This is a genomic window from Beduinella massiliensis, from assembly GCF_900199405.1.
In the GTDB taxonomy this organism is placed as follows: domain Bacteria; phylum Bacillota; class Clostridia; order Christensenellales; family Aristaeellaceae; genus Beduinella; species Beduinella massiliensis.
In genome coordinates, this window is record NZ_LT963430.1 from 529,323 (window position 1) to 542,565 (window position 13,243).

At 64.2% G+C, this 13,243-nt stretch carries 10 protein-coding genes; all 10 read left to right on the plus strand.

From position 1 onward, the window contains the following. Positions 1–235: 235 nt before the first annotated feature. The 10 genes from C1725_RS03160 (at position 236) to C1725_RS03205 (ending at position 13,107) form a co-directional block, all read left to right on the plus strand. Positions 236–2,413 (plus strand): DUF6259 domain-containing protein, encoded by a 2,178-nt coding sequence (locus C1725_RS03160; RefSeq protein WP_102410232.1) that lies wholly within the window; start codon positions 236–238, stop codon positions 2,411–2,413. Positions 2,414–2,438: 25 nt separating this feature from the next. After that, positions 2,439–3,725: an extracellular solute-binding protein gene (locus C1725_RS03165; RefSeq protein WP_102410233.1), complete on the plus strand. Its 1,287-nt coding sequence runs from the start codon at positions 2,439–2,441 to the stop codon at positions 3,723–3,725. A 72-nt stretch (positions 3,726–3,797) separates the two neighbouring features. Next, positions 3,798–4,721, plus strand: a complete 924-nt coding sequence (locus C1725_RS03170; RefSeq protein ID WP_102410234.1) for an ABC transporter permease subunit — start codon at positions 3,798–3,800, stop codon at positions 4,719–4,721. A 12-nt stretch (positions 4,722–4,733) separates the two neighbouring features. Further along, positions 4,734–5,573: an ABC transporter permease subunit gene (locus tag C1725_RS03175; protein WP_102410235.1), complete on the plus strand. Its 840-nt coding sequence runs from the start codon at positions 4,734–4,736 to the stop codon at positions 5,571–5,573. Between the two features lie 14 nt (positions 5,574–5,587). Continuing rightward, entirely contained in the window at positions 5,588–6,727 is a 1,140-nt protein-coding gene (locus C1725_RS03180) for a DUF4185 domain-containing protein (RefSeq protein ID WP_102410236.1), read from the plus strand. A 25-nt stretch (positions 6,728–6,752) separates the two neighbouring features. Then, entirely contained in the window at positions 6,753–7,838 is a 1,086-nt protein-coding gene (locus C1725_RS03185; protein ID WP_102410237.1) for a DUF2961 domain-containing protein, read from the plus strand. 228 nt (positions 7,839–8,066) lie between these two features. Continuing rightward, positions 8,067–8,753 (plus strand): response regulator, encoded by a 687-nt coding sequence (locus C1725_RS03190; protein WP_102410238.1) that lies wholly within the window; start codon positions 8,067–8,069, stop codon positions 8,751–8,753. Next, positions 8,740–9,729 (plus strand): ATP-binding protein, encoded by a 990-nt coding sequence (locus C1725_RS03195; RefSeq protein ID WP_102410239.1) that lies wholly within the window; start codon positions 8,740–8,742, stop codon positions 9,727–9,729. The genes C1725_RS03190 and C1725_RS03195 overlap by 14 nt, the downstream gene beginning before the upstream one ends. An 82-nt stretch (positions 9,730–9,811) precedes the next feature. Then, on the plus strand, positions 9,812–10,501 hold the full coding sequence (locus C1725_RS03200) for an ATP-binding cassette domain-containing protein (RefSeq protein ID WP_102410240.1): 690 nt from the start codon (positions 9,812–9,814) through the stop codon (positions 10,499–10,501). After that, the gene (locus C1725_RS03205; protein WP_102410241.1) at positions 10,498–13,107 is read left to right on the plus strand and encodes an FtsX-like permease family protein; all 2,610 of its coding nucleotides are present in this window, start codon (positions 10,498–10,500) and stop codon (positions 13,105–13,107) included. Before C1725_RS03200 ends, C1725_RS03205 begins: the two co-directional genes overlap by 4 nt. The last annotated feature ends 136 nt before the right edge of the window (positions 13,108–13,243 follow it).

A 13,243-nucleotide genomic window follows, 5' to 3' on the forward strand; every position in this document is an offset into this window, starting at 1 on the left:
CTGACAATGTGACAACGATCTCATATAGCATAATTGCCATATTTTCTGTCATGGTACATCTGGATTTACGGCACGGTTTTTGATTCGGACTGCATCTAAAGGATACTTTTTGTGACAGAGGCCCAAAAGAAAAAAAGCGCCTCAAATGTTCCTGCAAAGGAGCATTTATCAGCGCCAAAGGCTTATCACAAAAAGTATGACATCGATGCCATGAATTGGAAGGAGGGAAGACGGCATGGTCTTGCAAAACGAGGGCGTTCGCCTTCAGATCGACGACGCGACGGGCGCGATCCTCCAGCTGGAGGATTTGAAACGGAACCGGCGCTATATCGCCGAGGGGGCCAAGACGGCCGGACAGGTCATCAGGGGCGAAGAGACGGCGCCGCTGGGCGAGGCGCAGGTGCGGGCGGAGGCGGACGGCCTTGAGATTCGCTGGCAGCTTGCGGACGCGGTGGTGAATGCGAGCGTTCGCCTGCTCGCGGACGGCGCCGCGTTCCGGGCGTCCGTTCAAAACGGGCCTGCGGGCACGTGGCGCGCGGTGGAATACCCGGTGCTGGGGCCGCTCACGGATTACGGCGGGCGCGGCTGCCTCGCGCACGCCTGGGCGACGGGCGTGCTGGTGCAAAATCCCGCCGCCGTGCTGCCCGAACAGGGCGCGCTGCGCTTTGCGCCCTACCCCGAAGGCTTTTCGGGCGCGTCGATGCAGCTGATGAGCTATTACGAGGAAGGGCGCGGGGGCCTGTACCTGGCGGCGCAGGACGGCGGCTGTCACCAGAAGTGGCTGAACGCCTGGACGCAGGGCGGCGCGCTCTGCCTAAGCCACATGGCGGGCTATGAGGATTTGCGCCCGGGCGCGAAGGTGTCGATGGATTACGACTTCGTCGTGCGCTTCACGGACGGGGACGGCTGGGAGGAAGCGGCCGGGCTGTACAAGGCCTGGGCGACGGAGCAGGAATGGTGCCGCGAGGGAACCGCCGCCGGGCGGGCGGACCGCGCGCGCTGGCTGTACGAGGACGTGGGGTACTGTACGTTCGGCGTGAACGCGGGCAGCGACCGCACGAAGTGGCTGAACCGCTATCGCAGGGACATCGGCGCGCACGGCTTTCACGTGCTCGGCCCGGACTGGACGAACCGCCTGCAGGACTTTCAGAACGGCATCCCCGGCGCGATGGAGGACTGGCTGCCGACGCGCTTTAACGCGGCGAACCTCCGGGCGATCCGGGAAAACGGCGACCGCTTCGCGCCCTTTGAATTCGACTTTCTCGTAGGGCTGGACAAGAGCAGGCCGGAGCTGCTGCGGGAGAACCTGGAGCGTTTCCCCTCGCCGACTTACAGTCACGACGGCTACACGTTCAACATGCTCTGCCCCTGCCAGCCGTACACCCGGACGTTCCACCGCGAGCGCGACCTGCAGGTGCTGCGCGAGGCGGGCGTAGACGCGATGTACTACGACATTTCGGCCAACAACCTCATCAAGATCTGCGAGCGCGAGGATCACGCGCACACGCCGGGCGGCGGATGCGAGATCACGCGCGGCTATCAGGAGGTCTACGAGGACACGCGCGCGGCGCTTACGCAGGAGGCGGGACGCGAGGTGCCGCTGGGCACGGAGATGATGTGCGAGTGCTTCCTGCCGCAGCTCAGCTTTTACCAGGCGCGCGCCTGGGCCCAGCCCTGCGCGATGCTGGAGACCTGGCCGCTGGCGGAGGCGATGCGCGACGGACGCGCGCGGATGATCCCGATGTTCGACTTCGTCTACCACGAATACGGGCCGGTCCGGATGGACGGCTGGGGCAAGCTGGTGGAGGAAACGGGCGATCTCTTCTACTACAACGCGGCCAAGGTGTATTCCTGGGGCGGGCTTTACGAGATCAACCACGAGTACAGCCCCATGGAGCTGCTGGAGGGGGCGGAGAACGACCCACAGGAGCACTACTTCCGCTTTCAGAAGCGCGGCTACGCCTACGCGCCGGAGCGCGCCGCCTACCTGCGCGCGTTCGCAAGGGCGCGCACGGGGCTGGCCAACCCCTATTGGGCCTACGGCACGATGCTGCGCACGCCGCGCGTCGCCTGCGAACGGATTCGGCTGCCCTGGTTCCACTACAACTACGGCGGGGGCGGCGAGGAGACGCGCGGCAGCTACGAGGTCGAGGCCGTCTTCGCCAGCTGCTTCAGGTCGCCCGAAGGGAGCGCGGCCGTGTTCCTGACGAACGTGGACGGTCGGACGCAGGGGGCTGAGGTGGAGCTTGACGCAAACGCGCTGGGGGCCGGAAGCGTGCTGCTGCACACGGGCTTTGACGCGGACGGGGGCCCCTCAACGACGGATTTAGGCATGCTGCAGGCGGGCGAGGTGCGGACGCTTCGGTTGGAGCTTTCTCCCCGCACGCTGTACATGCTAAAGATCAAATCATAAATGGGAGGTATTTCTTGTGAAACGGATGACATCTTTGCTGATGGCGCTGCTCATCGCGCTGACCCTGCTGCCCGCTGCGGCGGGCGCGGACACCGAGGGCAAGACGGAGGTCGTGCTGTGGAACCAGATCTTCGAGGACTGGAACCGCGCGTGGTGCGAGCAGATGGTCGAGGAATTCAACGCGGACCCGAACCAGAAGTACTACGTGACGCAGGAGTTCGTGGACGGCGCGGCCTGGGATGAAAAGCTGACCGCCGCGCGTGCCGCCGGCACCACGCCGGACATCCTGCTGACCAACTACAGCAACATCGTGTGGCAGGCGAACCAGGGCATGTTCCTGCCGCTGGACGAACTGATTCCGCAGGACGCCTGGGACGACCTGTACGACAACGTGCGGGACATGGTGACGGTAAACGGCAAGAAGTACGCCTACCCGCAGATGCTGGAGCCCGCGGTCGTGCTCTACTACCGCAAGGACCTGTTCGAGCAGGCGGGCCTGGACCCGGAAAACCCGCCCAAGACCTGGGATGCGTTCGTCGAGGCGGCCAAGGCGCTGACGACGAACGACATGTACGGCGCCACGATGAACTATGAATGGTCCATGTGGGGCTGGGAATACACCGCCGCGGGCCACTGGCCCATCACCGAGGGCTGGGACGCGGCCGACTGCCAGGATCAGGGCTACGCGGACCTGCTGAACTTCATGAGCGAGCTGTACACGAACGAATACGTGCCGCTTCAGCCGCTGGAGGGCTACAACGGCTCCGCGCGCCTGATCGGGGACGAGAGCGTCGCGATGACCTTCTGCGGTTCCTGGGGCATCGCGGAGATCCTCAACAACTACCCGGAGATGGCGGACGTGATCGGCGTGGCGCCGGCCCCCACCAAGGACGGCTCGCCCTTCAAGAGCACCGTCGGCGGCTGGACCTACGCGATCGACGCCAAGACCGACAACGCCGAGGGCGCGGCGGCCTACATCTACTGGCTGCTGGGCCAGGACGCTCAGCGCACCGCGAGCTTCTTTGAGGCGGCGAACTTCTCCAAGTACGCGCCCCGCGAGTCCGTGGACGCGTACCTGATGGAAAACACCGCGGCAAAGGACGACGCGTGGATGCAGACGATCTCCCAGGAGATCATCCCCAACGCCATCAGCGAGCCGATCTACGCCTGGGACATCAGCTCTTTCCTGCTCACCGCGATGGACGAGGTGCTGATCAACGGGACGTCCGCGGAGGATGCGCTCGCCCAGGCGGCGGACGCGATCAACCTGTTCATCGAGGGCAACGACTACGCCAACAAAAAGCCCCAGTAAGCCTGAAGACGTTTTGAGGAGGGCGAGAGCCCTCCTCAATTCCGCTGGACCAGTTAGGAAAGGAGTATTGCGATGACAAATAAGGCAACGGCGGCCCGAAAGCGGAGCACCACCTATCGGATGGACCACTGGACGGCCTATCTGATGATCCTGCCCTCGCTGGTCTTTTTGGGCATCTTCGTGCTGGCGCCGCTGGTGATGTCGCTGGAAAAGAGCTTTACCGACTGGCAGTTTTACGGCGAGACCCGATTTATCGGCCTGCAAAACTTTCAGATGGTGCTCAAAAATCAGCTCTTTCAAAGGTCGCTCGGGAACATTTTGTGGTTCGTGCTGGCGATCGTGCCCACCGAAATCATTTGCTGCTTCCTCTTCGCGCACGTGCTGCGCGGCATGAACCAGCGCGTCGGCGCTTACGCGAAGACCGCGATTTACGTGCCGACCGTCATCTCGGGCGTGGTCGCGTCGGTCATCTTCCTCTTCATCTTCAACTACCAGGGCGGCATCCTCAACTGGCTCATCATGCAGACGGGCCACAAGCGCGTCGCCTTCCTCAAGGACCCCACGCTCTCGCGCATGGCCGTATCGTTCGCGACCATCTGGCTGGGGTTCGGCTACAACTCGCTGGTGATGTACGCGGGGCTTCAAAACATCCCGCAGAGCTATTACGAGGCCGCGGAGGTCGATGGGGCGGGCATGCTCACCAAGCTCTTTCGCATCACGATTCCGTCGCTGCGAAACGTGTTCATCCTCATCATGGTCAACCTCATGGCGGGCACGCTGCAGATGTTCGACCTGCCCTACATGATGATGAACGGCACCGGCGGGCCGGTCAACAGCACGCTGACGCCGATGATCTACGTGTACAACAACTTCAAGAGCGCCGATTACAGCATGGGCTATACCGTCGCGGCGTCGCTGCTGCTGATGATCATCATCGGGCTGCTCAACAGCGTCGTGTTCATGCTGATCGGTTCCGAAAAGGCGCAGGACGAGTGAGGAGGGAAAGCGATGTCGGTCAATAAAAATCGAAAAAGGGTCGAATGGGTCTTTACCGCGGTCGCGCTCCTGGTGACGGTGATCTCCCTCTTCCCGCTGGTCTGGATGGGCATTTCCGCGTTTAAATCCGGCAAGGAAATCCTGAAGGCGAACCCGCTGCGCTTCTTCCCCTCCGTGTGGATCACGGACAACTTCCAAAAGCTGTTCAGCGATACGACCTACCCCTTCCTGCAATCGCTCGCTTCCACGGCGTTCGTGGCCGTTTCGGCGGCGCTGCTTTCGATCTCGATCAACTCGATGGCGGCCTACGCCTATGCGCGGCTGGACTTCCGATTCAAAAAACCGCTGTGGCGGCTGACGATCTTTACGATGTACATTCCGGGCATCACGATCCTGGTGACCTCCTTCGTGGTCGTCAACACGTTGGGCATGCTCGATTCCTACGCCGTGCTGATCCTGCCGGGACTGGCGAGCGCGTATTCGATCTTCTTCTTTCGGCAATTCTTTCTCAACATGCCGATGGCGACCGAGGAGGCCGCGCTCATCGACGGGGCCAGCCGCTTCCGCATCTTCATCAGCATCTTCATCCCGAACGCGAAGTCGCCCTACGTCATCATGGGCACCAGCGCGTTTCTGGGCTGCTGGAACAGCTTCCTCTGGCCCGCGATGACCGTCACCAGCAGCAAGTATTTGCAGGTGATGCAGGTCATACGCTCGTACAACAACATGTACAGCAATTCCTACGGCGTCGTGCTGGCGGGCTCGATCATCGCGGCGCTGCCGCCGATCTTCGTGTTCCTCTGCTTCCAGCGCTACATCGTCAAGGGCCTGATGATATCGGGCATCAAGTGAGGGAGGGCGCCAAAATGATGAAAAGACGGATCGCAGCCCTTCTTTCGGCGCTGCTGCTCGCCACGTCGCCCGCGGCCCTCGCGGCCGGCGGCGGCGGGGACGAGGCCGCCGTCGCCGCCCTGCCCGGCAAGCAATGGGCGCTCCACAGCCTGAAGAAGACCCGCGTCACAAAGGTCGCCCAGATCACGGGCGAGGAGAGCGAAAACAAAACGCAGTCCCGATTCGGGGTCTGGGGGACGGATTTGGGCTCGATGGCCGTGCTGAACGGTAAGACCTACATGTTCGGCGGGGATACGTTCGGCGCGGAGGATCAGTCGCACTGGCGCAGCAACGTGCTGTTCGTGATCGAGGACGACGACCCGTCCGACGGGCTCACGATCACGGACGCGGTGACCGACAAGACCGGCCGGGCCAAGGAGCTGCTGCGCAGCCTCAAGCGGGAGGGCACGGAGGTGACGGTCATCCCCACCAACCTCTTTTCCGCGAACGGCAAGCTCTACTGCATTTACATGTCCGTGTCGCACTGGGGCGACGCGGGCCGGTGGGATTGCCGCCACTCCGGGCTGGCCGTTTCAGAGGACGAGGGCCAGACCTGGAAAAAGCTAAGCGACGTCATGTGGCCGGGGGACAGCAACTTCATTCAGACGGCCAACTGCGAGATCGGCGACACGATGTACTTCTTCGGCATCCCCGCAGGGCGGATGGGCGGCGTGGCGCTGATGAAGGCGCCGACGGCTCAGATCGAGGACTTTTCGCTCTACGCCTACTTCACCGGCACGGACGAGGCCGGCGCGCCGGTCTTCGTGCAGGGCGAGGAGGGCCTCGCGCAGGCAAAGCAGATCATCGAAGGGCCGGTAGGCGAGATTTCGGTGCTCTACGACGCATATCTGGGCAACTTCATCCTCACGTACATGTGCGAGAAGACGTATTCGATCGTCATGCGCGAGGGCGTCACGCCCTGGGGCCCGTGGGGCGAGCCGGTGACGCTTGCGACGGGCGCCGCGTATCCGTCGCTCTACGGCGCCTTCATGCACCCCAAATACGTGGAGCAGGAGGGAAGGACGTTTTACTTCGCGATGAGCCAGTTCTTCCCGATCTACAACATCCAGTGGATGAAAGCCGAGCTGCCCGCGATCGAGCGGAGCGGGGACTGAACACAAAACTTGGAGGGACAAAATCATGGCATACAACGGAATCGGAAGCATGGCGGACATTTTCAAGCTGTCAAACGCGAAGACGCGGTCGATCTCGCCGGAGAACTACAAGGGCGAGGCGGGCGGGGGCGGACGCTGCCCGCTGGAAGAGGGGAACGCGAAGCGCGCGGCGCGGGACCTGGGCCTTGGATGGAAGGTGAACCCGTACATCATCATCCAGCCGGGCGAGACGTTTGAAATCGCGGACATCGAAGGGCCGGGGTGCATCCAGCACATCTGGCTGACGCCGACGGGAAGCTGGCGCAATACGATCCTCAGGATGTACTGGGACGGTCAGGAGAACGCGTCGGTGGAATCGCCGATCGGGGACTTCTTCGCGTGCGGCTGGGGGGAATACGCGCAGGTGTCGTCGCTGGCGGTGTGCGTGAACCCGGGAAGCGCGTTCAACTGCTACTGGCCGATGCCGTTCCGAAAGCACTGCCGGATGACGCTGGAAAACCGAGCGGAGGAGCCGGTGACGATCTACTACCAGATCGACTACTGCCTGACGGAGGTGGAAGAGGACGCGGCGTACTTCTGCGCGCAGTTCAGGCGTGTGAACCCGCTGCCGTACAAGGAGGTCTACACGCTCGTGGACGGCGTGAAGGGGAAGGGTCACTACGTGGGCACCTACATGGCGTGGGGCGTGAACAACCGCGGCTGGTGGGGCGAGGGCGAAATCAAGTTCTACATCGACGGGGACAGGGAGTACCCGACGATCTGCGGGACGGGAACGGAGGACTACTTCTGCGGGTCGTACGACTTCGAGGACCCGTTCACGCACGACAAGTACGTGCCGTTCACGACGCCGTACGCGGGGCTGCCGCAGGTGATCTGCGCGGACAAGCTGTACAAGAGCCAGATGCGCTTTGGCATGTATCGCTGGCACCTTCAGGACCCGATCCGGTTTGAGGAGGAGCTGCGGGTGACGATCCAGGCGCTGGGGTGGAGAAGCGGCGGACGCTACCTGCCGCTGCAGGACGACATCGCGTCGGTGGCGTACTGGTACCAGACGCTTCCGACCGCGCCCTTCGCCCCGCTGCCGGACAAGGATTACCTCGAAATCATTTAAGCATAAGGGGGAGGGGCCCAGCGCAGCGCGCTTCTGTTTCTTACACGCAGACAGCTCCGATGGATAAGCCTCTTTCCCGCCCGCCTTTACGGCGGGCCTTTTTTGCCTCCCGCGCGTGCTTGTATATTTTCTGCAAAAGAAATATAATGGGTCTATGCAGCGGCGAAAGCGGGGAACGCCCCCGAAGGCCCCGCGGGGCGCGCCGCAAGGGAAGGCAGGTTGAACCGGATGAACCGCATCCTTCTGGTCGAGGACGACCGGGCCATCGCCCGGAACCTGGTGCTGCTCCTGCGCGCGGAGGGGTTCGAGGTCGTGCACGCGCCGACGCGCGCGCAGGCTCTGGATCAGACCGCGCGGGGCGCGTTTGACCTGGCGCTGGTCGACATCTCCCTGCCCGACGGCAACGGCTTTTCGCTCCTGACGGAAATGCGGGAAAAGCAGGACGTCCCCGTGATCTTCCTGACGGCATCCGGCGACGAGGCGAGCGTCGTGACCGGGCTCAGCCTCGGCGCGGACGACTACGTCACCAAGCCCTTCCGCCCGCGCGAGCTCATGGCGCGCATCGCGGCCGCGCAGCGAAGGCGCGGACGCGCCGCGCCAACGTTTGAGTGCGGCGGTCTTCGCGTGGACCTCGCCAGCGGCGTCGTGACCCGGAACGGGGCGGAGGTCTTCCTCTCCGCGCTGGAATACCGCCTGCTGCTGGTGTTCGTCAACAACCCGAAGGCCATCGTCACGCGCGCGCGGCTGCTGGACGAGCTGTGGGACGCGGCGGGCGAGTTCGTGAACGACAACACGCTGACCGTGTACATCAAGCGCCTGCGGGAAAAGATCGAGGACGACCCCGCGAACCCGAAGATCATCCTGACCGTCCGCGGCACGGGATACCGGCTGGGAGGCGACCATGTTTCGCAGTAGAGAGATTCGCCGTTTCGCCGCCCTGCTCTGCGCCCTGACCGCCGCCTTCGCGGCTGCGGGCTTCCTGCTGTCGCCCGCGGCGGGCGCCCTGGCGCTCGCATCCGCCGCCGCCTTCTGCGCGGCTTTTTTCGCGTTTACCCGCGCGCGCTACGGGCGCCTTGCGCGCCTTTCGGAGGAGATCGACCGCGTGCTCCACGACGCAGACCACCTGTTTATCGCGGAGGCGGAGGAGGGCGAGCTTTCCATCCTGCACAGCGAGATCACGAAGATGACGCTGCGCATCCGCGAGCAGAACGAGGCGCTGAGGCGGGAAAAGGAGCATCTGGCCGACTCGCTGGCCGACGTCGCCCACCAGCTGCGCACGCCCCTCACCTCCGCGAACCTGATCCTGTCGCTGCTGAGGGCGGAGCCCGACGGGGAGCGGCGGATGGCGTTTCTGCGCGAAGCGGAGGAGCTCCTGTCGCAGATGGATTGGCTGCTCGACTCCCTGCTCAAGCTCTCCCGGCTGGACGCGGGCATCGTCGCCTTTCAAAGCGAGGAGATCGAGGTGGAGCGCCTGCTGAACGCCGCGGCCCGGCCCCTCCTCATCTCCATGGAGCTGCACGGCATCGCCCTTCAAACGCGCGTGCCGCCCGGCATGACGATCCGGGGCGACGGCCTGTGGCTGACGCAGGCCCTGTCCAACCTGCTCAAAAACTGCATGCAGAGCGCGGGCGACGGCGGGCGGATCGAGATCGCCTGCGCGGACACCCCGCTGCACGGCGAAATCGTCCTGCACGACAGCGGACCGGGCTTTGAAAGCGGCGACCTGCCGCACCTGTTTGAACGGTTCTACCGCGGGAAGAATACGAACGCCGCCGGATACGGCATCGGCCTGAACCTGTGCAAGACCATCCTCGTGCGCCAGGGCGGGACGATCGCCGCGAAGAACCACCCGCAGGGCGGGGCGATGTTCATCCTCCGCTTCCCAAAGTGACGGATCTCTCACCCGAAAGTCACGAAGATGTGAGCGCGCGGCGCTATGATGTAGGCGAACCAAGGAAAAGGAGGCTCACATCATGGATTTTTTAAGGATTGAGGATCTGTGCAAGGTATACGGCAAGGGGGAAAACCAGGTCGTCGCGCTGGATCACGTCTCCCTGACGCTCGAAAAAGGGGAGTTCACCGCCATCGTCGGTTCCTCCGGCTCGGGCAAGTCCACGCTGCTGCACGCCATCGCGGGCGTGGACGTGCCCACGAGCGGCAAGATCTACCTGAACGGGCAGGACGTGTACGCGGGCAGCAGCGAGAAGCTCGCCATCTTCCGCAGGCGCCAGGTCGGGCTGATCTATCAGTTCCACAACCTCATCCCCACGCTGAACGTGGTGGAGAACATCACGCTGCCCATCCTGATGGACAGGCGCAAGGTCAACGAGGAGCGCCTAAACGACCTGCTCGACCTGCTCGGCCTTCAGGAGCGCAGGGATCACCTGCCCAACCAGCTCTCCGGCGGCCAGCAGCAGCGCGTCGCCATCGGCCGCGCGCTGATGAACGCGCCGCAGGTCTGCCTGGCCGACGAGCCCACCGGCAGCCTGGACAGCCGCAACGGGCAGGAGATCATCCGGCTGCTGAAGGAAAGCCACGTGAAGTACCACCAGACCCTGCTGGTCGTCACCCACGACGAGAACATCGCCCTGCAGGCGGACCGCATCATCACCATCGCCGACGGCAAGGTTCTGCGCGACGAGAGGCAGGTGGCGCGGCGATGAACGTCTTTTGCAAGGTCGCCTTTCAGGGGCTTCGGCGAAACCGCACGCGCACCCTCGTCACGATCGTGGGCGTCGCCCTGTCCGCCGCGCTGGTCACGGCGGCGCTCACGTTCGGCATCTCCCTGCTGGACTACGCGGCGGCGGGCGCGGCGCAGCGGTATGGAGGCTGGCACACGGCGTTCCTGGGCGTGGACGGGCGCTTCTGCGAGGAGCGCGCGCAGGACGACGAGGCCGCGGACGTGTTCGCCCTTCAAAACATCGGCTATGCGCGGCTGGCGGACGGTCAAAATGCCGACAAGCCCTACCTCTTCCTCGCGGGCTTCGACCAGAAGGCGTTTGATTCCCTGCCCCTCATCCTGCTCTCCGGCAGACTGCCGGAAAACGGCGGCGAGGCGATCATCCCCTCGCACGTGTCGTCGGTCGGCGGCGTGGAATTCGACCTGGGCGACACCCTGAACCTCTCCGTCGGCAGCCGCATGCGCGGGGCGCAGCGCCTCACCCAGCACGACCCCTACGCGCCGGACGAGACGTTCGCGCCCGAAGCGACGCGAACCTACACGGTCGTGGGCACTTACGGCAGGCCCGCGTTTGAGGAAACCGCCGCGCCCGGCTACACCGTGATCACCCGGACCGACAGCAGGACGCCGGCGGAGAGCCTCAGCGCATTCGTCACGCTCAAGTCGCCGCGCGGCGTGCACGCCTACGCGCAGCGGGCCGCCGGGGGCCACGCGACCCTCTTTAACGACGAGGTGCTGCGCTTCATGGGCCTCGCGTCCGGTTCCGGCGACAACGTGTTCAGCGCCCTGCTGCTCGCCATCGCGACCGTCGTCATCTCCATCATCATGGTGGGATCGATCTTCCTCATCTACAACGCGTTCAGCATTTCGCTGTCGGAGCGCATGCAGCAGATCGGCATCCTCGCCTCCGTGGGCGCGACGGCCAGGCAGATTCGGGGCTCCGTGCTCTTCGAGGGGCTTTGCATCGGCGCGGCCGGCATCCCCCTGGGCGTGCTGATCGGGCTGCTGGGCATCCGAATCGTGATCGCCGTCGTCGCCGCGAACTTTGGCAGCATCCTGTACAGCGGCGTTACGCTGACCCTGCACGTGACCCCGCTGGCCATCGCCGCGGCCGTCGTAATCAGCCTGATCACGATTCTCCTCTCCGCGTACATCCCGGCCCGAAAGGCCGCGGGTATGCCGGTGATGGAGTGCATCCGCCAGACGAACGAGGTCAAGGTCGGCGCGCGCACGGTGCGGACCTCCCGGCTCACGCAGCGTCTTTTTGGGCTGGAGGGCACGCTCGCGGTCAAAAACTTCAAGCGCAACCGCAGGCGCTACCGCAGTATCGTGTTTTCGCTCGTGCTCAGCGTCGTGCTGTTCATATCGGCCAGCGCGTTCGTGGGAGATCTGGAGCAGGTCATGGCGCAGTCGATCGCCTTCACCACCTACGACGTCGGGCTGGAAATGCGCGGGCTGAACGATACCAAGCTGATCGCGCTCTATGAAGACCTGCTGACCGCGCCCGGCGTCACCGGCGGAAACTATCAGGAGATAACGGCGTTTTCCTGCTCCGTGGACGCGGCGGACCTGGCGGACGCCTACTGGGACGTCAGGGACGAGCCCCCGGCGGACGGGACGGTGGAGCTGCCCGTGGAGGTGCAGTTCCTGGACGAGGACACGTACCGCGCGCTTTTGGAGGAAGCCGGCCTGCCGGTGGAGGCCTACACCGGAGCGGGCGCGAGGTGGGTCGCCGTCGCCAAGCTGCAGACCGCGAGCGGGGAAAAGCAGGGGGAAAAGGAAGCCGCGGACTTTCGCGACCTGTTTCAGCCGGGCCACCTGGAGACGACCCTCACGCCCACGGCAGGCGGCGAGCCGGATCGGGCGCACGCGTTTCGCGCGGAGATGACGCTCGTAGAGGCCGTGTCGCCGGACATCCCCCCGACGAAGGGGACGAGCGCTTACTCGGACCAGAACGTCTACTACTTCAACGTGATCGCCCCCTGGTCGCGCAGGGCGGAGCTCGCGGCCGCGGGCATCGTCGCGGACGTGCGCACGAGGGGCATGACCTTCACCTCTGGGACACCCGGCCAGTCGGCCGCCGAGATGAAGGCGAGGATTCAGGCGGCGGGCGTCACCTCCGCCTACTCGCTGCTGAACATGTCGCAGGTGCTGGAGGAAAACCGCAACTTCGTCTTCATCGCGGACGTGTTCGCGTACACGTTCATCCTCATGATCTCGCTGATCGCGGCCGCTAACGTGTTCAACACTGTCTCCACGAACATCCGCCTGCGCAGGCGCGAGCTGGCGATGCTGCGCTCCGTGGGCATGTCCGAGCCCGCGTTCAACCGGATGATGCGCTTCGAGTGCGCGCTCTACGGCCTGCGGGCGCTGGCGATCGGCCTGCCGCTCTCCGTGCTGTGCGCCTACCTCATCTATCGGGGAATGTTTGCCGGCGGGGGCGAGGGCATCGTCTTCGAGCTGCCGCTTTCGAGCATGGGCATCAGCATCCTTTGCGTGCTGTTCGTCATCTTCACCACGATGGCGTACGCGGTAAGCCGGATTCGCAAGGAAAACATCATCGACGCGCTTCGGGACGAAATGACCTGACGCGCGGAAAAAGCAGGGGCTGTTGGGCCGCGAAGCGCGGCCCAACAGCTCCTGTTTTGCCCAAGGGCGCTTTTTCAATGGGAAAGCGGATGGGACTAGGATACGATAGTGCTGTGAAAAAACAGGGGAAATGCGC